The organism is Exiguobacterium sp. UBA1053, from assembly GCF_002316465.1.
In the GTDB taxonomy this organism is placed as follows: Bacteria; Bacillota; Bacilli; order Exiguobacteriales; family Exiguobacteriaceae; genus Exiguobacterium_A; species Exiguobacterium_A abrahamii.
This window is the reverse complement of sequence record NZ_DCDO01000011.1, coordinates 78,414-99,195: the sequence shown is the minus strand read 5'-3', so window position 1 is coordinate 99,195 and position 20,782 is coordinate 78,414. Positions and strand designations below refer to the sequence as shown.

General features: G+C 46.5%; 22 protein-coding genes. 14 read left to right on the top strand and 8 right to left on the bottom strand.

All coding sequences use genetic code 11. The features are described 5' to 3' along the window. Positions 1-6: 6 nt before the first annotated feature. Positions 7-624, bottom strand: coding sequence for a DUF47 domain-containing protein (locus B3G15_RS07390; RefSeq protein WP_023469718.1), 618 nt, complete (start codon positions 622-624; stop codon positions 7-9). Between the two features lie 340 nt (positions 625-964). Here B3G15_RS07390 and cbpA point away from each other — a divergent pair, with 340 nt between their 5' ends. From cbpA to B3G15_RS07365, 5 genes are all read left to right on the top strand, one after another. Further along, positions 965-1,603, top strand: a complete 639-nt coding sequence (gene cbpA / locus B3G15_RS07385) for a cyclic di-AMP binding protein CbpA (protein WP_023469717.1) — start codon at positions 965-967, stop codon at positions 1,601-1,603. A gap of 60 nt (positions 1,604-1,663) precedes the next feature. After that, positions 1,664-2,434: a pyrroline-5-carboxylate reductase family protein gene (locus B3G15_RS07380; RefSeq protein WP_290719504.1), complete on the top strand. Its 771-nt coding sequence runs from the start codon at positions 1,664-1,666 to the stop codon at positions 2,432-2,434. Positions 2,435-2,644: 210 nt separating this feature from the next. Then, a complete protein-coding gene (locus B3G15_RS07375; RefSeq protein WP_064300696.1) occupies positions 2,645-3,202 on the top strand; it encodes a TetR/AcrR family transcriptional regulator in 558 nt (185 codons plus the stop codon). Positions 3,203-3,216: 14 nt separating this feature from the next. Further along, entirely contained in the window at positions 3,217-6,432 is a 3,216-nt protein-coding gene (locus tag B3G15_RS07370; RefSeq protein WP_290719501.1) for an efflux RND transporter permease subunit, read from the top strand. A 220-nt stretch (positions 6,433-6,652) separates the two neighbouring features. Further along, positions 6,653-7,306: a C40 family peptidase gene (locus B3G15_RS07365; protein ID WP_290719498.1), complete on the top strand. Its 654-nt coding sequence runs from the start codon at positions 6,653-6,655 to the stop codon at positions 7,304-7,306. A 54-nt stretch (positions 7,307-7,360) separates the two neighbouring features. On the opposite strand, the gene B3G15_RS07360 is transcribed toward B3G15_RS07365, so the two are convergent. Together B3G15_RS07360 and B3G15_RS07355 are read right to left on the bottom strand one after the other, a co-directional pair. Further along, the gene (locus B3G15_RS07360) at positions 7,361-8,314 is read right to left on the bottom strand and encodes a LacI family DNA-binding transcriptional regulator (protein ID WP_064300693.1); all 954 of its coding nucleotides are present in this window, start codon (positions 8,312-8,314) and stop codon (positions 7,361-7,363) included. A gap of 17 nt (positions 8,315-8,331) precedes the next feature. Next, a complete protein-coding gene (locus B3G15_RS07355; protein WP_290719493.1) occupies positions 8,332-8,592 on the bottom strand; it encodes a hypothetical protein in 261 nt (86 codons plus the stop codon). 171 nt (positions 8,593-8,763) lie between these two features. Between B3G15_RS07355 and B3G15_RS07350 the strand changes: the two genes are divergently transcribed. Further along, a complete protein-coding gene (locus B3G15_RS07350; RefSeq protein ID WP_029342913.1) occupies positions 8,764-9,222 on the top strand; it encodes a MarR family winged helix-turn-helix transcriptional regulator in 459 nt (152 codons plus the stop codon). A gap of 146 nt (positions 9,223-9,368) precedes the next feature. Further along, complete coding sequence (locus tag B3G15_RS07345) at positions 9,369-10,001, top strand: NAD(P)H-dependent oxidoreductase (protein ID WP_023469709.1); 633 nt, start codon at positions 9,369-9,371, stop codon at positions 9,999-10,001. Positions 10,002-10,282: 281 nt separating this feature from the next. Here B3G15_RS07345 and B3G15_RS07340 read toward each other — a convergent pair whose 3' ends face one another. Then, positions 10,283-11,008, bottom strand: a complete 726-nt coding sequence (locus B3G15_RS07340) for a WecB/TagA/CpsF family glycosyltransferase (protein WP_290719488.1) — start codon at positions 11,006-11,008, stop codon at positions 10,283-10,285. An 80-nt stretch (positions 11,009-11,088) separates the two neighbouring features. On the opposite strand from B3G15_RS07340, the gene B3G15_RS07335 reads away from it, so the two are divergent. After that, the gene (locus B3G15_RS07335; protein WP_208796370.1) at positions 11,089-11,748 is read left to right on the top strand and encodes a uracil-DNA glycosylase; all 660 of its coding nucleotides are present in this window, start codon (positions 11,089-11,091) and stop codon (positions 11,746-11,748) included. A 369-nt stretch (positions 11,749-12,117) separates the two neighbouring features. Here the strand turns inward: B3G15_RS07335 and B3G15_RS07330 are convergent, their stop codons facing one another. Next, positions 12,118-12,948 carry a Cof-type HAD-IIB family hydrolase gene (locus tag B3G15_RS07330; protein WP_064300691.1) on the bottom strand — a complete coding sequence of 277 codons (831 nt, stop codon included), beginning with the start codon at positions 12,946-12,948 and terminating at the stop codon, positions 12,118-12,120. Positions 12,949-13,072: 124 nt separating this feature from the next. Between B3G15_RS07330 and B3G15_RS07325 the strand changes: the two genes are divergently transcribed. From B3G15_RS07325 to B3G15_RS07300, 6 genes are all read left to right on the top strand, one after another. Next, on the top strand, positions 13,073-14,332 hold the full coding sequence (locus B3G15_RS07325; protein ID WP_290719483.1) for a hypothetical protein: 1,260 nt from the start codon (positions 13,073-13,075) through the stop codon (positions 14,330-14,332). 20 nt (positions 14,333-14,352) lie between these two features. Next, positions 14,353-15,045 carry a response regulator transcription factor gene (locus tag B3G15_RS07320; protein WP_023469704.1) on the top strand — a complete coding sequence of 231 codons (693 nt, stop codon included), beginning with the start codon at positions 14,353-14,355 and terminating at the stop codon, positions 15,043-15,045. Between the two features lie 23 nt (positions 15,046-15,068). Further along, on the top strand, positions 15,069-16,427 hold the full coding sequence (locus tag B3G15_RS07315; RefSeq protein WP_251133726.1) for a sensor histidine kinase: 1,359 nt from the start codon (positions 15,069-15,071) through the stop codon (positions 16,425-16,427). Between the two features lie 93 nt (positions 16,428-16,520). Beyond that, a complete protein-coding gene (locus tag B3G15_RS07310; protein ID WP_050678428.1) occupies positions 16,521-16,898 on the top strand; it encodes a DUF1499 domain-containing protein in 378 nt (125 codons plus the stop codon). Further along, positions 16,895-18,322, top strand: a complete 1,428-nt coding sequence (locus B3G15_RS07305; RefSeq protein ID WP_064300689.1) for a dihydrolipoyl dehydrogenase family protein — start codon at positions 16,895-16,897, stop codon at positions 18,320-18,322. The genes B3G15_RS07310 and B3G15_RS07305 overlap by 4 nt, the downstream gene beginning before the upstream one ends. A gap of 3 nt (positions 18,323-18,325) precedes the next feature. Further along, positions 18,326-18,859, top strand: coding sequence for a DUF420 domain-containing protein (locus B3G15_RS07300; protein WP_029342905.1), 534 nt, complete (start codon positions 18,326-18,328; stop codon positions 18,857-18,859). Positions 18,860-18,900: 41 nt separating this feature from the next. On the opposite strand, the gene motB is transcribed toward B3G15_RS07300, so the two are convergent. The 3 genes from motB to B3G15_RS07285 all read right to left on the bottom strand — a co-directional run bounded on the left by motB (position 18,901) and on the right by B3G15_RS07285 (position 20,766). Further along, positions 18,901-19,668 (bottom strand): flagellar motor protein MotB, encoded by a 768-nt coding sequence (motB, locus tag B3G15_RS07295; RefSeq protein ID WP_214861158.1) that lies wholly within the window; start codon positions 19,666-19,668, stop codon positions 18,901-18,903. Then, positions 19,643-20,428, bottom strand: coding sequence for a flagellar motor stator protein MotA (gene motA / locus B3G15_RS07290; protein ID WP_029342903.1), 786 nt, complete (start codon positions 20,426-20,428; stop codon positions 19,643-19,645). Before motA ends, motB begins: the two co-directional genes overlap by 26 nt. A 98-nt stretch (positions 20,429-20,526) precedes the next feature. After that, entirely contained in the window at positions 20,527-20,766 is a 240-nt protein-coding gene (locus B3G15_RS07285) for a hypothetical protein (protein WP_023469697.1), read from the bottom strand. Positions 20,767-20,782 lie beyond the last annotated feature (16 nt).

Genomic DNA, 20,782 nt, shown 5'->3' with positions numbered 1-20,782 from the left:
CCTCACTTAAGCGTTTTTCATGATGATCGTTTCAATGACGTTAGCTGCATCTTGGCAGTAGTCCGCGATTGATTCGAGCGATTCATAGATTTCTTTATATTGGATGATTTTGATCGGATCTGTTTCTGTTGCGAACAATGCTTTGATCGATTTACGGCGTAGGTTGTCACAAATCGTCTCTTGTTCTTTGATTTTGATGACGTGTTCACGCATCGGTTGCAATTTACGTGCAACAAGAAGATCCATTGACATCGCGAGTTCTGTGACAGCAATGTTGATTTCATCGACGAACTTGATCATGTGCTCGTCTGCTTGAACGATATTGTAGATTTCGAAGATCGCTGAACATTCTTCAAAACCGTCTAAGACGTCATCAAGTGCGTTAGCAAGTGCGAGTAAGTCTTCACGGTCGATCGGCGTGATGAACGCATTGTTCAAGTCGATGATCAACTGGTGCATCAAATCGTCCCCAGCTGTTTCGAAGTCTTTTACTTTATGTGCAAATTCTTTTACATCCGCGATGCCGTTGATTTTAAAGTCAACGAAGAATTGCGAAGTCGTTTTTAAGTGTCCTGCGATTTCGGATAATTTCACTGCGAATGGATCTTGTTTTTTACTAAACATTTCTTCTGCCTCCATATTAAGAACAAGAATAGAATAGTGAAGTAACTTCACGAGTTCGATTGTAGCAGACGATATTATAAAAGAATACATTTATGAAGCGTCTTTACGAAATCTTAATAAATCTTAATATGAAGGTGATTGTAGATTTAATAAATTGTCTGACAATGGAAAAATAAAGTGTACTTGATTGAAATGAGTTGGATTACGTTGTGATTGCAAGAAATTGTCTTGTGATTGTAAGAGTAGAAGCGCATCAGAAGTGGGAAAAGAGGATATGGCGCACGAAAATCGAATGATATGATTAAGTCTGCGTAATCAGGTAAAAGAGGAGGATTTTATTATGCTCGTACAAAGTTTATGTATTCCGAAGCATCAATGTGTCACGATTTCTGAAACAGCGACGATTCGGGAAGCACTCGACACACTTGAAAAAACCGGATACCGATGTGTCCCTGTCCTTGACCAATCAGGACAGGACTTCAAGGGTAACATCTATAAGATGCACATCTATCGGCATGGGATGAATGGTGGCAGTTTAGACGACAACGTCATGTCGCTGATTAAGAATACATCCAAATACATCTATACAGGAAGTAATTTCTTTGAAGTCTTCTTCTCAATCAAGGAATTACCGTATATCGCTGTCTTAAATGACGATGGTCATTTCTTCGGTATTCTACCTCACGGAAAAATGCTTGGAATGCTTGAAGAAGCGTGGAACCGTGATTCTGGAAGTTACGTCTTGACAGTAGCCCTAAGTGAACAAAAAGGGGCACTTGAGAAAATCTCGAAGATCGTCAACAAATATTCAACGGTCGCGAGTCTGATGACGCTCGATGCGAAGAGTAGCGTCATGCGTCGTGTATTGATTACATTACCGACGGATTGTGACGAGAAGACGAAGAAAAAAATCGTGAAGAAACTTGACGACAAGGGACTTCGTGTCGTTGCTGTCGAAGATTTAGCCGTTCGTGTATAATGGACCCGCACAAGACCAGTTCATGACTGGTCTTTTTTTGAGGGAAAGGAAGGATAGACGATGAAACTATTAATAGTAGGAGCCGGTGCGATGAGTGAGGCACTCGTTCAAGGATGGGTCACTTCTGGATTTGCACGAGAAGATATCACGATGACGAATCGAAGTGGCGGGGCACGTTTGACGGAAGTTGCAGCGCGACATGGCGTTCAAACGGTCGAGCAGGAGGACGTCTCCTTATACGATATCGTCATGCTGGGTATGCAACCCGATGGTGTACTCGACTATGTAGCGAATCAACAATGGACGAATCAGACGATCGTTTCGATTGCTGCACATATTACACCATATGAAATCGAACAGTTGGCAAAACGTCCGACAGTCGCTGCCATGCCGAATACTCCAGTCGCACACCGTTTAGGAATGACTGGACTATGGTTCGGCTCACGCGTGAATGAAGAGATCCGAAGTGTAGTCGAGGCATTATTTGGACGTGTCGGAGAAATTGCGGAAGCAAATGAATCGACGATGCCTGCATTCATGGCGGCAGCTGGATGTAGTCCTGCTTTCTTCTATGAAATCGTAGCTGGCATGGTGCCGGTTTTGACGGATGCTGGTTTTGAAGAAGAAAATGCACGCCGAATCGTTGCTCAAGCGATGAAAGGTTCGGCTGAAATTCTCATGCGCTCCGACGCAAGTAAGGATCGTCTCATTGCTGATGTTGCGGCACCTGGTGGACCGACAGATCGTGGCGTCCAAGTGCTACGGGAGCATCACTTATTCGATACGATGCAAGCGGCACTACGAGAGAGTGCACGCGAAGCAGACGAATAATGGATTCAAAAGAGGCTGACTCAAAAAGAATAACGCTTCTTTTCACGTCCTTATCTTTGTAGAGACTGACATTTGAGTCAGTCTTTTTTTCGTTCACGAAAGTTTCACGTGAAACATAAACAAAGCGATTGCATCTTCAAATAAGAATTCGTACACTGTAAAAAGAAACCGTCCAGACGGTACAGTAAATATGAGGGAAGGGGGAGACTATTGGCCAGTGCAAAAGCGCAAGAGACTCGTCGTCGGATTCTTGAAGCAACGACGACGATTATTTTGCAACAAGGATTCACCCAATTGACGCTTGAAGAAGTAGCGAAACAAGCAAATGTCTCAAAAGGTGGACTATTGTATCATTTCGCTTCGAAGGAAGCTTTATTAATGGGGGTCATCGAGGCGCAAGAAGCACGACAATTTGAACTATATGCCCAGCATCAGTTGACGATGGGACCGATGGAAGCGTTCGTGACGTTGCAAATCCAGCAACAAGAGGAGTTCCATCTCGACATGGATGCGCTTCTTTACTTGTTGTCCTTATTAAAGGATCATGCGGCGTTCGTCGAGGAACGAAAGCGACAAGCGGAGCAGTTCTTTCGCCAACTGACAGAACAGATGGATCCGGTTGAAGTGTTATCGATTCGCTTTACATTAGACGGTTTGAAATTGTCGGAGCATTTTCAGTTCGGTGCACCGTCTCCAAATGTGCGACAACGATTAATTCAGCAATTAATAGAACGTGCACGACGACTAGATAAACAAATTGAAGAGTGAGGGAGAACCATACGATGAAAAAGATCATCCAGTTTTCGGTGAACAATAAGTTTGCCCTCTGGCTCATGACGATCATTATCACGGTTGCCGGTATTTATGCGGGAACATCGATGAAGCTCGAGACATTGCCAGACATCACGACACCGACCGTGTCGGTGACGACGATTTATCCAGGTGCTACACCAGAACAGGTTCTAGATGAAGTCAGTCGAGAACTTGAAAGTAAGGTCGAAAATTTATCAGGAGTCGATACTGTACGTTCGACGTCCTTCCAAAATGCATCGAACCTACAAATCGACTATAACTTTAGTACGGATATGGAAGAAGCCGAGCAAAAAGTAAAAGAAGCTCTTTCAAACGTCGAACTACCAGAAGGTGTCCAGGAACCACAAGTATCACGGATCTCCTTTGATGCATTCCCAGTCATCGGTTTTGCCGTTTCGGATAAGGAACGTTCCCTATCTGAATTAACGAAACTCGTTGAAAACGAACTTCAACCGAAGCTTGAAGGAATCGAAGGGGCGCAGACGGTTCAAGTCGCGGGTCAAGAGATTCGCCGGATCGAAATTCGCTTCGATGAGAAAAAACTCGAACGTTACGGTTTGACCGAAGAGAATGCGAAACAATTGATCCAAGCTAATGATTCACGTTTAGCGCTTGGCTTGTACGAGTTAGGAGATAAAGAACAAGCGGTCGTATTAGATGGAAAAGCAACGACGGTCAAGGAATTAAAAGATCTTCGTCTTCCCTATACACCACAAGCATCGAATACTCCTGAAGCAGGACAAGCAGGACAAGCAGGACAAGCAGGACAAGCAGGACAAGCAGGACAAGCAGGACAAGCAGGACAAGCTCCATCGTCAGCTCCTGCGGCATCTCAAACGACACCATCGACAGGTGCGGTGTCAGGTCAGGCAACACAGACGGCGCCAACGCAAGTACCAACTGTCACGTTGTCGCAAGTCGCGACGATTGAAGATAAAGGAATCGAGGAATCGATCTCGCGTTCGAATGGTGAACGATCGATCGGTGTTCAAGTGACGAAGTCGCAAGATGCGAATACGGTCGATGTCGTCAATGCAGTGAAGCAGACGATCAAAGACTTTGAAAAAGAAAACGGTTCGGTCAAGGCATCTGTGACACTTGATCAAGGAAAACCAATTGAGGAATCCGTTTCGACGATGATCAGTAAAGCATTGATTGGTGCGTTATTTGCAATCGTCATCATCTTGCTGTTCTTGCGAAACATCAAATCAACGATCATCGCTGTTATTTCGATTCCGTTATCGCTTCTAATGGCAATTCTTGTGCTGAAGCAGATGGATATTTCCTTGAATATCATGACACTCGGAGCCATGACGGTCGCGATTGGTCGAGTCGTTGATGATTCCATCGTCGTCATCGAAAATATTTATCGCCGTTTAACGGATCCGACGGAAAAGTTAAAAGGAAAAGAACTGATCATCAGTGCAACACGAGAGGTCTTCATTCCAATCGCTTCGTCGACAGTCGTTACGATCGCGGTCTTCTTGCCACTCGGATTCGTTACGGGATTCGTTGGTGAGCTCTTCTTACCATTCGCTTTGACAGTCGTCTTTGCACTGTTCGCGTCCTTGATCGTTGCGGTTACGGTCGTTCCGATGTTCGCCGATTCGCTCTTTAAGCGTGGTAAAGCACCAAAACCGGAAAAAGAAGAGGGCGGAAAGTTGGCGAACGGATATCGCCGTATGCTGAATTGGTCTCTCAACCATAAACTCATCGTCTTTGGTCTATCAGTCTTGCTGTTGATCGGTAGTTTTGCTCTCGTACCAACGATTGGCGTCAACTTCTTGAATCAAGAAGGAGAAAAGACACTCTACGTCACGTACAATCCAAAACCAGGTCAAACGCTGGATGATTCGTTAAAAGCAGCTGATCAAGCAGAAGATTATTTCAACAAACAAAAAAATATCGATAATCTTCAGTTTACCGTCGGTGGAGAAAATCCATTGAATCCAGGGAATACAAAGCAAGGGGTCTTTATCGTCCAATACGATCCAGACACAGAAGATTTCGCAGATGTTAAACAGACAGCCATCAAACAGCTGAATTCTGACATTCCGACAGGAGAATGGAAAGAGCAAGACTTCAGTGGTGGCGCAGCTTCGTCAGGCGTCTCGTACTCGATCTTTGCGAATAATATTGAAGATTTAGAAGCAGTAACACCGAAATTCGTTGATGCGATCGAAGGTGAATCGAAGTATGTTCGAAAAGTAACGACAGATTTAAAAGAAGCGTATACGCAATATACGTTCGAAGTCGATCAGCAAAAAGCGGCTGAATTCGGCGTTTCAACAGCACAACTTGCGCAAGGCATTGCCAATGTCCAAGGAGAAGAAAAACCACTTTCTACTATTAAGGTAGATGGGAAGGAACTCGATGTCATCGTTCCAAACGAACAGACGACATACGATTCCGTTCAAGATTTGGAAGAGACGGATGTCGTGACACCGCTTGGCGTTCGCAAACTGTCCGATTTCGTTGAAGTGAAGAAAGGGACGACTCCTGATTCGCTCAACGAACGTGATGGAAAACTCGTCGCTACCGTTACAGCAGAACTAAAAACGGATAAAGCAACAGAGGCTTCTCAAGCGATTGAAAAGTCCGTTAAAAACATTGATCGTCCGACAGGCGTCTCGTATGAGCAAGGCGGAGTCACAGAGCAGATCCAAGAGTCGTTCACACAACTTGGTCTAGCAATGGCAGCAGCTGTAGCGATCGTCTATCTTGTCCTCGTCATTACGTTTGGAGGAGCATTGACACCACTCGTCATCTTGTTCTCACTTCCATTCGCCATCATCGGTGGACTGGTTGCCCTATTGATTACAGGAGAGACGATTTCTGTGTCATCCTTGATTGGTGCTTTGATGTTGATCGGAATCGTCGTGACGAATGCGATCGTCTTAATCGACCGTGTCATTCATAAAGAAGCGGAAGGTTTATCGACGCGTGAAGCACTACTCGATGCAGCAGGTACACGTTTACGTCCAATCTTGATGACGGCACTTGCGACGATTGGTGCACTTGCACCACTTGCGCTTGGACTCGAAGGTGGCGCATTGATTTCAAAAGGGTTAGGTGTGACGGTCATCGGTGGACTCACAAGTTCGACGTTGTTGACACTCCTCATCGTGCCGATCGTCTATGAATTCTTAGCACGTTTCCGTAAAAAGAAGTCAATTGATTCTTAAAAAAACGATTAAATGACTCAAACTGACAGGTATGTAGAAATGGCTATCTTAAGCCATTCTACATCCTGTTTTTTTTATTTTGTTACAAAAGTATTACGAAAAATAGTTCGCGTTAAAGAACTGTAATATGATGAAAATCTGGAACGTGATAGGATAAAAACAGAAATTATCTGACAATTCAGACGTACAATACATTCATACATAAGAGGAGAATGAATCGATGAAAGCTGTCACTCGTGTTTTGTTAACCTTAACGTTACTCATCAGTAGTTGGACACTCGTCCCAGCATCAACGCAAGCTGCAACAAGTAAAAAAGTAGTGGTGTCAGTGGATGTGCTGAATATTCGTGCAAAAGCTGCTGTATCGAGTAAACGAGTCGGGCAATTGAAACTTGGACAAGCTGTAACCGTCGTAGGTCAGGTCAAAGAATGGTATCAAATCCGTCATCAGGGGAAATCAGCCTATATCGCCTCTACATACACGAAAGAATATAACGCTAAAGCGACGAAAGGTCTTAGTAAAACAGGATCAACGATCGTTTCGGTAGCAGAAGGTCTCAAAGGACGTCCTTATGTTTTTGGTGCGACAGGTCCTGTTAGCTTTGATTGCTCTGGATTTACACGTTACGTCTATCAAGCACTAGGAAAATCACTCCCACGTACGGCAGCGGCTCAATACTCAGCAACAAAACGTACGGCACCTGGCGCTGGGGATCTCGTCTTCTTTACACATGGAAGTGGGATTCAACACGTTGGAATCGCTGTCGATGGCGGTACGATGATCAATGCGAACTCGTATTATGGAAGAGTCGTCAAAGAATCGTTCCGTGGCGGTTACTGGGGATCACGTTATGTAGCGGCAGGAACTCTGTAAACGAAATGAAGCGACGAATTCAAATCGATGAACTCGTCGCTTTTTTATATGGATTCAGGTATGAGGAAGAACGGTCGTTCCAGCAATGAACGCCGAAGGTACTTCGATTTGTGGACGAGCAACGAGATCTTCGCGGACGGTTAATTGAAAAGCATGTCGCCCGATCGTGGCATAAGGGATCGCGATCGTCGTCATCGCTAAGACTTCAGCGAGTTCACTTCCATCAAAACCAATGACAGACAGGTCTCCAGGAACCTGATAACCTTGTTTTCGGAGTTCCAAGATCAGACCTGCTGCCACGTGATCACTTGCGGTCAAAATAGCGGTCGGTCGTTGTTTTTGTTGCATCCAGCGTCTTGCGACGGTCGCACCGTCTTCAATCGTCAAGGTCTGTTCATAGACAAATTCGTCACGTACGACCTCTTGATACGCATGTTTACGCGCCAAGCTATTCGTACTATCTGGTCGCCCAAGACAGATGCCGATGCTCGTATGTCCTTGTTGTCGCAGATGTGCAAGTCCTTGTTGGAAGGCCGTATAGTGATCGATATAGACGGCAGCGACATCTTCATGATGTTCACAAAAGACGATCGGTCCATAACGTTCATACGATAAAATCGCTGATAAGGGAAGACTGTGCGACACGACGATGAGTGCGTCGATTTCCTGTTGCGCCAGCGCATCCAGTGCCAGTTGCTCATGCGTTTCCACATAATTCGTTTGCCACGTCAAGAACCGATAGCTCGCGTCAAAGGCAGCTTGCGCAATGCCCTGAAGAATGGCAGCGTGATACGGATGATCAACGAACGGGAGCATGACTCCGACCGTTTTTGTCATACCCGTCGATAGATGAACGGCAGTCTGATTACGGATATATCCGAGTTTTTCGATAGCTTCTCGAACAGCTTGTCGCTTCTCGTTAGCAACGTAAGGATGATCATTTAGTACACGTGAGACTGTCGTAACGGACACGTTGGCTTCACGTGCCAAGTCTCGGATGTTCGTCATCGCGCATCCCTCCTGGATTACATCTTACGAGATAATCGTCGTTCAAGTCGGCGCCAATCCTGTCGGGAGACGGGAGCCGAGAATGGAGCTGTCTGCTCAGCCAATTTATTGATCTTTGAGAGCAGTTGTGTTTTTTCTTGAGGAGACAAATCAGGGTATTGATCGACCAACGTGTGCTGACACAAATAATAGCCTGCTGGTGTATGCAATTGTTCGATGGCCCACTCAAAAGCAACATTTCGTTTAAACAGTTGTGTTAACCGTGTATGAATCGACATGATGATTACCTCCTTTTTAGTGTATATCAAGACGATAGGCTATGAAACGCGTTTCACGGCAAGAACTATTTTTACGCAGTGGATCGATTGGAAAAATTCAGCAAGAATTGACCAGTTAGACAAAGAAGTCTATGATTGTGACGATACAACACAAAGAGGGGCGAACGTAAAATGGAATCGACAGACTCGAAGCTGGCATTAAAAATGCTCGTTGTTCTATCTCGGACGATGCATGCGGTGACGGAGCAAGTGAAGGCAGACATCAAAACACATCAGTTGAATTTATCGGAATTCGGAGTTCTTGAATTGCTGTACCACAAAGGGGACACGCCTCTACAACAAATTGGCGATAAGATTCTATTAACGAGCGGAAGTGTGACATATGTCGTGGATAAACTTGAAAAGCGTGGGTTGATTGCGCGAAAATCATGTGCGACGGATCGTCGTGTCACGTTTGGGACATTAACGGAAGCTGGACGCGAACTAATGGAAGAGACATTCCCGAAACATGAAGCCTTTTTAGCAGACTTATTTAAGGATTTGTCGGTTTCTGAAAAGGAACAGTTGATTGATCAGTTGAAACGAATCGGTTTACGAGCCGAACATTATACGCCACTCGAAAATGTGTAAGAATTAGCACTCATAAGATCAAGAAAGCTCAGGTCACGGACTTGAGCTTTTTTTTATTCGTTTGGAAGTCAAACTGATTGACAAACGAAAAGGTGGTTGGTATGTTTAGTTACAGAATTTACTTTAAATAAAAGGGAGAAATAATAATGACTAAATTACTTTATGTAACTGTTAACCCGAAAGCTACAGAACACTCTTTCAGCCTTCAAGTCGGTGAAGCATTCCTCGAAAGCTACAAAGCGGCGAATCCTTCAGCTGAAGTAGAAGTTCTTGATCTATATAACGAAACAGTCCAAGAAATCGATACAGATGTTCTTAGCGCATGGGGCAAATTCGCAACAGGCGAAGAGTTAACAGAAGTGGAGATCGCAAAAGTCGGTACGATGACAAAACATCTCGAGCAATACATGGAAGCAGATGAGTATGTCTTCGTCACACCAATGTGGAACTTCTCTTTCCCAGCACGTCTCAAAATGTACATCGACAGCGTTCTTCTTGCAGGTAAAACATTCGCTTATACTGCAGAAGGTCCAAAAGGCTTGATGGAAGGCAAAAAAGCACTCCACATCCAAGCAACAGGTGGCGTCTACACAGGATCTGGTCTAAACTTCGGTGATGACTACCTCCGTCAAGCACTTGCTTTCACTGGTGTAACAGACTACGATGCACTCTTCATCGAAGGTATGGCAATGAACCCAGAAAAAGCAGAAGAGATCAAAGAAGCAGCAATCGCTAAAGCAAAAGAACTCGGTCGTTCATTCTCGACTGTCAACGCATAAGATAAGCGTCAAAAAGGCTCCCGCCGTGTCGGGAGCCTTGAGACTGAAGACAAAGCGTAATTTTTCTCTTAACGAGAAAGATTGCGCTTTTTTGTTCATCTCGCATCGTTTTCCTGGGACAAGCATCGTGCTGCTCCTACAGAAAAAAGCGCCATTTTGCGCTGTCGAGACAAACAAGAGCCGTTTTCCTGCTTGAATGAAGCGGAAAAACTGGCTTGTGTCTCGCCTGAGGAAAGGGTGTGAGACGCGTCATTTTTTAAGTCAGCCCTTTTTGTGTGCGCTCAAGAGAGCGTTGATTTTTTACGAAGCACGAGCGTCAGGAAAAGTAACAAGTCCTTGAGTTTCTCGAATCCACGAGGATGCGTCGAGATACGATAGAGCCACTCTAGCTTGAAGCGACGGAATAATTTAGGCGCGCGTTTACTGTGTCCGGACCAGACGTCGAACGCACCACCGACACCGATGAAGATACCATGATCGACTTGATCATAGATGGAAGCAATCCATTCTTCCTGTTTTGGCGCACCGAGTGCGACGAGAACAAGATCAGCGTCTGCTTCTGTGATCGCTCGCGTAGCTTCTTCTGTCTTTCCAAAACCATGAAACGTTCCAACGAAGTGGATGTTCGGAAAACGAATCGATAACTGACGGATCAACGATTTCATGACTTCCGGACGTCCACCGAGTAAAAAGACGCGCTTCTCGAGTGCGTCTGCCGTCCGCAATAGTTCACGTGCGGTCTCGATTCCCGGCAATGTCGCAGTGAGCGGTGCTCCCATCCGTTTACTGGCAGCCGTTACACCGATCCCGTCTGGTGTAATGAACGTCGCCCGTCGTAAGATGGCATCGTAAGAAGGTTCACGCAATGCACGCAACACGAGCTCGGGATTCGCCGTGACAATAAAGGCTTTTCCGCGGTCGTGTAAGATTGTTTTAATATGGGTATACCATTGCGAAGGTGTCGCATCGACGAATGGTAGTCCGAATAATTGTTTTGTCTGAATCATAATTTTCCACCTCATCATCCATCATAGCAGAATCAAGACGGACGAACAGCGACTTGAGACTGAAAAAGGAGCGGATTCACGTGCATCCATCTTGGCAAACCGTGTTAAAAGAAGAAAAGGAAAAACCCTATTTTCAAGAACTGTGGGCTTTTTTGAAGGAAGCCTATCAAACGACGACCGTCTATCCTCCGAAAGAGCGGATCTTTCATGCGTTTGATGCAGTCGCGCCAGAAGACGTCCGGTGCGTCATCTTAGGGCAAGACCCCTACCATGGTCCGCGTCAGGCGAATGGACTCAGCTTTTCCGTCCACGACGGAGTTCCGATTCCTCCATCCCTTCGAAATATGTATAAGGAACTTGTCGCGGACATCGGTTGTCCAGCACCGACATCCGGCAATCTCGAAGCATGGTCCCAGCAAGGAGTATTCTTGCTCAATACGTCGCTAACGGTTGAGGAGGGGAAAGCGGGATCCCATGCTAAAAAAGGCTGGGCATCGTTCACGGATCGGGTCATCGAAGTATTAGGAACACAGACACAACCGATCGTGTTCATCCTCTGGGGAAATCATGCGAAAAGTAAAAAAGCACTGATCGATACGGATCGTCATCTTGTTCTTGAAGCCGTCCATCCGAGTCCCTTATCCGCGAGTCGTGGATTTTTCGGTAGTAAACCGTATTCTCAAACGAATGCTTGGCTGAAAGAGCAGGGAAGAGAGCCGATTGACTGGTGTTTGTCGTAAATCAAAAAAGGCTGACTCAAAAGTCAGCCTGAGACTGAAGACAAAGCGCAGTTTTTCTCTTAACGAGAAGGATTGCGCTTTTTTGTTCGTCTCGAATCGTTTTCCAGGAACAAGCATTGCGTCGCTGCAGGGTCGCTCTTACTTGTTTTTCCCTAGGAAGCGATGTCGAGTGAACGAAACGCTTCCTAAATCCTTCTTCCAGGTATAAAAAAATGACGCGTCACACGCAACTCCTTCAGGAAAAAGCGCATATTTGCGCTGTCAGAGACAAACAAGACCCGTTTTTCTGCTTGAATGAAGCAGGAAAATTGGCATGTGTCTCGCCTGAGGAAAGGGCGTGAAAAGACGCGTCATTCTTTTTTGAGTTACTTAGCGGCTTGAGATCGCCGGTTCTTCATCCATCATGAACTTTTCGACGACGAGAGCAACACCATCTTCATCGTTCGAAGCGGTCATATACTGTGCCTTTTCTTTGACGGTATCGGCTGCATTCGCCATCGCGACACCAAGACCTGCCCATTCGATCATCGATAGATCGTTGTTGCCGTCTCCACAAGCAATGACTTCTTCTTGAGCGATTCCCAGTTTTTCAGACAGTAAGGCAAGGCTTGTGCCTTTTGTGACACCATCTTCTGTGAATTCAAGGAAAAATGGCTTCGAGCGAGCCACCGCGAGTTCACCCTCAAGTTCCTGTTGAAGCGTCTGTTCGACGCGCGCGAGGTGCGTCTCTTCTGCCATCATTAAACACTTGACGACAGGTGTTTGGATCGCGGCTTTAAAATCAGCGACAGGGATGACCTCCATGCCTGTCAGTTGTCCTTCGAGAGTCGTATATTCATTCGGTTCCTCTGTCAGAATTTCATGTCCGACATACGTGTGGATGTAGACACCCTCCCGTTTACTCAAATCGTCGAGGCGGTGGACCGTCTCCGGGGAAAGTGTGCTGAGGAAGAGCGACTCGTTCGTTTTACAATCAATGATTGAAGCGCCATTGAAGCTTAGGATGTAACTGCCGTAGCGGGCGAGTTCCAGTTCTTTTGCGAGGTCGAGCATGGCAAACGTCGGACGACCGCTAGCGAGCACGACTTTCTTCCCGCGTCGCTGCGCAGCGAGTAAAGCTTCTTTCGTACGTGGTGAAATCGTATGGTCACTTGTCAACAAGGTATCATCTAAATCGAGAACAATCATTTTATACGTCATACATTCAAACCCCTTTCAATTATCTGTATATCGTAACAACTTGTCCCCCGTTCGACAATATACTCTCCTCGAAGAGAGTATGATAAAGTGGAAACAGAGCCCGTACGGAAAGGATTCCAACTTTATGAAATATCTCTTCATGATCATATCAAGTCTATTATTAGCAGGATACAGTACGATGTTTCCGCATCCCGCCTCTTTACTCGAACATCCGTCCCTTCCGGCATGGGAGCAGTCGTTGAAAGAACGGATTGACCGCGATTTGCCGAAACAGGCAGAGATCGTGGCACCACGAAATCAAGCGGTATCCCGCCTATACGAACTCGTCGACTTAGATCGAAATGGTAAAGATGAAGCGATCACCTTCTACCGTAGCGAGCAGGACGGGCGCTTCACGATTCATCTTCTCGTCCATGAACGACAAGGCGAAAAATGGCGACTCGTGGCGCGACAGACGGTAGCTGACGGTCGATCCATCGATCGACTCGAAGTCATAACTGACGCACGACATAAACAAAACCACCTGGTCATCGGTATTACCAGTTATGGTGAAAATACGTTATACATCATTGAGCAGTTACTATCGAAGCAACGAGACGTCACGACAGTCGATCGGTATGATCGTCTGTCGGTAGCTGATTTGAATCAAGATCGAGAGCGGGATATGGTGCTTCTGCAAAAGGGCAGTCCGTCTCGTCTGATCTATTATAAAGACATCCTGTCGAAAGAGCACCAAGAGACGACACTTTCAACGCAGGATGGCGATTTATTCGCAGAACATGATTTATTTGAAGTCGATACGATCAATGCCGCTCGAAATAAAGGCTTGATCGTATCGTATACACGAGATGCGAAAATGCACATCGCATTATTCCGTTTAGCGAACGATACGTTGGAACAGGTTCGTTTCGGTCAGATCGATGAGATCGTCGAACCGATGTATACCTTCCCGAAAGATGTCGATCAAGACGGAATCGTCGAGTTTGGTCATCAATATACGCCAGAAGGCAGTAAAGGGCGTGAGGATGAACCGAAACCACACATCACGGCATACTACACATGGAATGGGTCAGATAATCCGCCATTTCTCGAGAGTGGATTCGAATTGCGGGAAGAGCAGTACATCGATCAAGAATACAATTTCGTCATGCGGTTCCCTGCCAACTGGGCGACGCGTGAAACGATCGAGAAACGCGAAAATCGTGTTCGGTTCATCAATCGAGAAACGAAGCAGATTGATTTCGAATTAGAGGTCATTCCGAAGAATCAATACATTGCGAGTGATCAAAAACGAAAAATCAAAGAAGGTATCGATTATGTCTATGTGATTGATGCGAGGAAGGATTATGAAGTGTTCGTCAATCGTGTCACACTTGTGGAATAAAGAATCAGGGGGAGAAAAGAATGACCAAAATACTAGTAGCCGAAGATGAACATGCGATTCGTAGTTTCATCGTCATTAACTTGAAACGGGCAGGCTATGATGTCATCGAGGCGGAAAATGGGAAAGAAGCGCTTGCGCAATTTGATCAACAAACCTTCGATATTCTGTTACTCGATATCATGATGCCGGAAGTCGACGGTTTTGCCGTCTGTGAACAGGCGCGGGCAAAGGATGAAGTCGTCGGGATCATCATGCTGACGGCACGGACACGAGAAGAGGATAAAGTCATGGGACTAAGCGTAGGCGCGGACGATTATATCGCGAAGCCGTTTAGTCCAGCAGAGCTTCTTGCGCGCATCCAGTCACTGTTACGACGGGTAGAGACGTTACGCCGGAGAAAACAGCCACGTGAACTCGTCTCTGGACCGTTCCGGATTGATTTAGGGGCGAAGCGCGTCCAAAAAGAAGGTGTTGACGTCGAAGTGACACCAACTGAATACGATTTACTTTGCCACTTCATCAAAAACGAAGATCAAGTCATGTCGCGAGATGAGTTACTCGATGCGGTATGGGGTGAGAATTACTTTGGTGATCGGAAGACGGTCGATGTCAACATTCGCCGTCTTCGTCAAAAAATCGAAGAGAATCCAGCGGAACCGAAGTTCATCGAGACATTGTGGGGACATGGATACAAGTGGCGTAACGAAGAATGAAGCGCCAAATATTGATGCGGTTCATGACAATTATCACGGTGACAGTCTTACTCGTCATCGGGATCCTCTCGTTCGTGACCTATAACTATTACTACGTGACGGCGACAGATGTCTTAAAACGTCATGCGAATGCGAGTGCTGTCTTATTTGCGAATAGCGGTCTTGCTTATGATTACGCTGATTCAGAAGCGACGATTCATGATGTACTCGATTCTTACGCTTATCCGGACGCCGAGATCGAAGTGTTGGATGCGACAGGGATTCCGCGTTACTCTTCGACCGGATTCATCTCGGAACGTAAGTTGACGCGAGCAGCGGTCAATCAAGTAAGGGCGGGACAGACCGTCACGAAACGATATGACGATGAAGCGACGGGAGAACATTTACTGGAAGTAACAGAACCTGTTGTATCGTTCGGTCAGACGACGGGAGCGCTTCGTTATACGACGTCGCTTGAGCGAATCGATCGACGTGTGATCGAAATTTGTTTAGCGATCGTCCTCCTGGGTACAGTTATTTGGGGACTTGCCTTCATCTATTCCTCACGTCTCGTCTCGTCGATCGTCCGACCGATTCAAGAAGTCATCGGTGCATCGGACCAAATCGCGAAACAGCATTACGACGTCAAGGTGAACGAGGAATACTCGTTCGAGCTTGGAGAACTAGCGCGGACGATCAATTATATGGGGCAACAGATCAAACAGCAGGAAACGTTGAAAGATGAATTCATTTCTGGTATCTCTCATGAATTACGGACACCGCTGACATCGATCAAAGGCTGGAGTGAAACGTTACTCGTCGAACAGGATCAGTTGCCGGAAGAGGCGTCGCTTGGGATGGGCATCATTCATTCGGAGACGGAGCGTTTGATTTCGCTCGTTGAGCAGTTACTCGATTTCTCGAAACTCGAGACGAGCCGCCTCGTCTTATACCGTCAGGAAGTCAACTTGACGGAAATCATCGAGACCGTAACGGCGCAACTTCGTCAAAAGCTGGAAGAAAAAAATGTCCAGATCGTACAGAAGTTACCGGCGCAAGTCGTCGGTCTATACGACGAAAACCGATTGAAACAAGTCTTCTTGAACCTGCTTGATAATGCGATCCGCTTTTCTCCAGTCGGTGGCACGATCACCATTCGACTCGTTCGTTCAGAGCGTGTGTTGTTCCTCTCCTTCAGTGATGAAGGACCTGGCATTCCGAAAGAGCACTTACGTCACGTCACAGAAAAGTTCTATCAAGTGCAAAAAGGAAAGGGCGGAACAGGGCTCGGACTATCGATTTGCCGAGAACTCGTCGAAGCACATGAAGGCAAGCTATTCATTGATAATCAGCCGGAAGGCGGCGTCATCGCGACGATTCTGCTACCTGTCACGAAAGCGTAAACACTGAGACGGGCAGAGTGAAACAGAAACTGGTAAAGTTAAGTGGATTATAGTACGAAATGGATCAGATGATAGGAAACGGAGGAATCAGTCATGGCACTTGGTGTTTCAAATGGTACGCTTCAACCGCTCTCCGGAAAACCGAACGCGGTATCTACTCAAACCGATCTACAGGATATGAAAATGCGTCCGCTCCCGTTCAAAGGAACGCTTGCAGATTCGAAGTTTCAATTACTACGTATCCTACAAAGCCTCGACCGCGTCAAAGTCGTCAAGGAGGAAGGGACATACATCCACGCCATCTTCACGAGTAAAGTCTTTCGCTTCAAGGATGACGTCGAATTTTACTTCGATGAAGCTGCACAGGTGATTCATTTCCGTTCGGCATCACGTGTCGGGTACTCCGACTGGGGCGTCAACCGTAAACGAATGGAAGACATTACACGTCGCTACGAGGAGGGATCACGATGAAGAACTATCAATTAGTCGTCATCGGTGGTGGTGCAGCCGGAATGACGATTGCTGCCGGTGCAGCAAGTCTTGGCGCACACGTCGCCCTGATCGAACGCCATACGCATCTAGGTGGAGATTGTCTTCACTACGGTTGCGTTCCTTCAAAGGCTTTGATCGAAGCGGCGCACGATGTTCATGTCATGAAGCGGACGGCTGAAAAGTACAACGTGACGCTGAACGGAGACGCGGTCTATTCCAAAACGAAGGCAAGCGTCGACCGGGCGCGTAATATCATTCAATCACATGATGGCACAAAACGATTTGAGGACCTTGGCGTCGATGTCTATATCGGAGAAGCGACATTCCTCAGTGCCCATGAAGTGGAAGTGGCGGGACAGCTTGTCGTAGGTGAGAAGTTTGCGATCTCGACTGGATCTCAACCAATCATTCCACCGATTGATGGACTTGATACGATTGATTATTTAACGAACGAGACGATCTTCGAATTGACGGAGCGTCCGGAGCGTCTGCTCGTCATCGGTGGTGGTGCGATTGGTCTTGAGTTGTCGCAAGCTTACGCGCATCTCGGAACGGAAGTCACAGTTATTGAGGGAATGAAGACGTTACTCGGAAAAGAAGACCGTGACATGGTCGAAGTCATTCAACGTCAGCTTGAACAAGAATTAACATTACATCTCGATACGAAGGTCACGCACGTCCGCAAGTCAGCCGGGGGCATCGAAGTGACGGTCGAAGCAAACGGCGAATCACGTGTCATTGAAACGGATGCCGTGCTTGTCGCAGTCGGTCGTAAGCCACGTATCGAAGCACTACGTCTCGATCGAGCTGGTGTACACGTCGAAAAAGGATTCGTCCAGGTCGATGGTTCACTTCGCACAAGTCAACGACACATCTTTGCGGTCGGAGATACGATCAACTCGCTCCCATTTACGCATGTCGCAGGGCTTGAAGGAAAAACGGTCGTCACGAATGCTTTATTCGGTCTACGGACGAAGCCGGATTATCGGGCGGTTCCATGGGTCACATTCACGACGCCTGAATTATTCCATCTCGGATTGACGGAAGACGAGGCACGCAAGAAACATGGGGAGATCAAGGTCTATCAGACCGGTCTCGATGAAGTCGATCGTTTCGTCATCAATGGTCAGACGGAAGGGCGCGTCAAGCTTATCGCGGATAAGCGTGGAAAACTGATTGGAGCACATGCAATCGGAGAACAAGCGGGTGAGTGGATGCAAGAAGTCGTCTATGCGATGGCACGTAAAGATAAGGTCGGTCAATTGTCGCGTGTCGTCCATCCATATCCGATCCGTGGTGCTGCGGTTCAGCGAGCTGCTGATGTCTACTGGCGTGAACGTCTATTCGCTGGTCCGATCCCAAAATGGTTGAAACGTTATTTCGACTGGAAACAAGGAGAATGATTCATGCAACAACCTGCTACTAAACGGAATTTCGTTCCGCTCGTCATCCTGCTGACGCTTGTCATCAACTTGCTCGTGGCGCTCCTATTCTTTGCGCCACCTGTACAAGTCGATTCAGGATTCGATTGGACGTTGCTTCCTTTTTTGAATGCCATCTTCAATAGTTTTACCTTCATGCTGTTGCTCGGCGCTTGGATTTCCATTCGTCGTGGCAATCGGGTGAATCATCGTCGCTTCATTGGTGGTGCGATGATGACGACGACTTTATTCTTAATTTCGTACGTCACGTATCACGCCGTCAGTGAATCGACGAAATTCGGGGGCGAAGGTTTCGTTCGCCCTGTCTATTTCTTTATCCTGATTACGCACATCATCCTAGCTGCAGTCATCGTTCCACTTGTCTTGATGTCACTCGCGCACGCTGTGAATCAAAACTTCGAGAAGCATAAAAAGTGGACACGCTTTACGATGCCGCTTTGGTTATACGTCAGTTTGACCGGTGTTATCGTCTATATCATGATTCGTCCGTATTATTAAAAAGGCTCCTTCGTGGCAACCACGAAGGAGCTTTTTTACGTTCAGGATTCGACTTTTGTTTCGTCGAGTACATTCGCTTTTAAGTCGATCAATGGTCGAATCAACACTTCGACGCGTCGATTCTGACTGCGACCTGCTTCCGTTTGATTGGACGCGATTGGTTGGAATTCACCGTAACCGCTGACGGTGAAGCGTTTTGGTTCAAGCTTTGGATTCCGTTGTAAGGCACGCATGAAACTGATCGCCCGGTCCGCACTCAGTTCCCAGTTCGACGGATACTGTGCTGTGTTGATTGGAATATTATCTGTATGGCCAGACACTTGAATCTGACGTTGCCCTGCTTTGACGAGTAGTGCACTCATCCCCTCTGCGATTTGAAGCGAGCGTCCTCTTACTTCTGCTTGAGCTGGTGAGAACAACGCGCGGTCGCGAATCGTAAAGACAAGTCCTTCATTCGTGATTTCGACCTTGATGTCTTTTTCAAGTTTTTCATTCTTAATGTATTGATTGGCTTCTTCTTTGATTTTTTCGAGTTCTGCGATTTCATAGCTTTGTGCCTTCGTCCGCGCATCGAGTTTTTTCGAATCCTCTTCTTCTTGAGTAGAAAGTGAACTGTTCGTGATCATCCCTGATCCACCGTTGAAGACAGAGCTAAACGATTGGGACATCGCTTTTAGCTTGACGGCATCGACACTACTCGAAGCAAAAAGTACGATGAAGAGTGCCAGAAGTAAGGTCAATAAGTCGGCGTACGGAATTAACCAGCCTTCGGAGATATGTTCGTCATGCGGCTTCTTTTTCCGCTTCATAGTTCGCACGCTCCTTCGGTGTCAAGTACACAAGTAGCTTATCCTCTAAGTTTTTCGGTGACTCACCGTTTTGAATCGAGAGAATCCCTTCAATCATCATCTCGTATAATTGAATCTCGTTCGCTGATTTTTGCTTCAGCTTCGTTGCGAACGGGAACCACAGGACGTATCCGGTGAAAATCCCGAATAGTGTTGCGATGAAGGCACCTGAAATGGCGTGACCTAATTTTTCGATATCCGATAAATCGGATAAGGCGGCAACGAGACCGACAACGGCACCGAGAACCCCGAGCGTTGGTGCGTAAGTACCGGCTTGCGTGAAAATGTTCGCATTTGCATGATGGCGTTCCGTCATGTTTTCGAGATCACGTGTCATGACGTCCTCGACATATTCGGATGGTTGTCCATCGATGACCATCATGACGCCACGTTTCATGAAGGCGTTATCGACTTCTTCAAGTGCTGACTCGAGAGATAACAGACCTTCTTTACGTGCTTGTGTCGAGAGTGTCAAAAATTGTCCGAGCAACACTTGTTTCGTCATCAGCTTTTGTTCGAATAAGATGACTTTAAACAAGGCAGGTAAGACTTTCAATCGTTCCTTCGGGAAGGAGATCATGATGGCAGCTGCTGTCCCGACGAAGATGATGACGAGGGCTGCTGGGTTAAGCAAAGCAACGGGAGGCGCACCTTTTAAGATCATACCTCCGACTAGTGTGATGAGACCAAGAATGATCCCGATGATCGACACGATATCCATGATTGATGTGTGCCACCTTTCTGTATGTAATCCGTGTAGGAACGAAAAATAAAAGAGCAGAAGACACTTCTTCTGCTCGGAAATCCAAAAACCGAGAATCAAGCGCCGTTTTCGTCGATTAGCATTTGAATGCTTTCGTTTCGTTCGTCACGCTCTATATCGGTCAGTACGTCGTATTTTTTTAACACTTGATACAATTCATTTAGAATCGGTTGCTCCAAATGTAATGATAAGAGTTCCTCGAATTGATAATACAATTGCGCAGGCATCCATTGTGATTGTCGTTCCAGCCTTCGCCAGACATCCTCAATCGAATGATCAGCCGTCTTAGGGTCCACTGTTTCCCTCAACCTC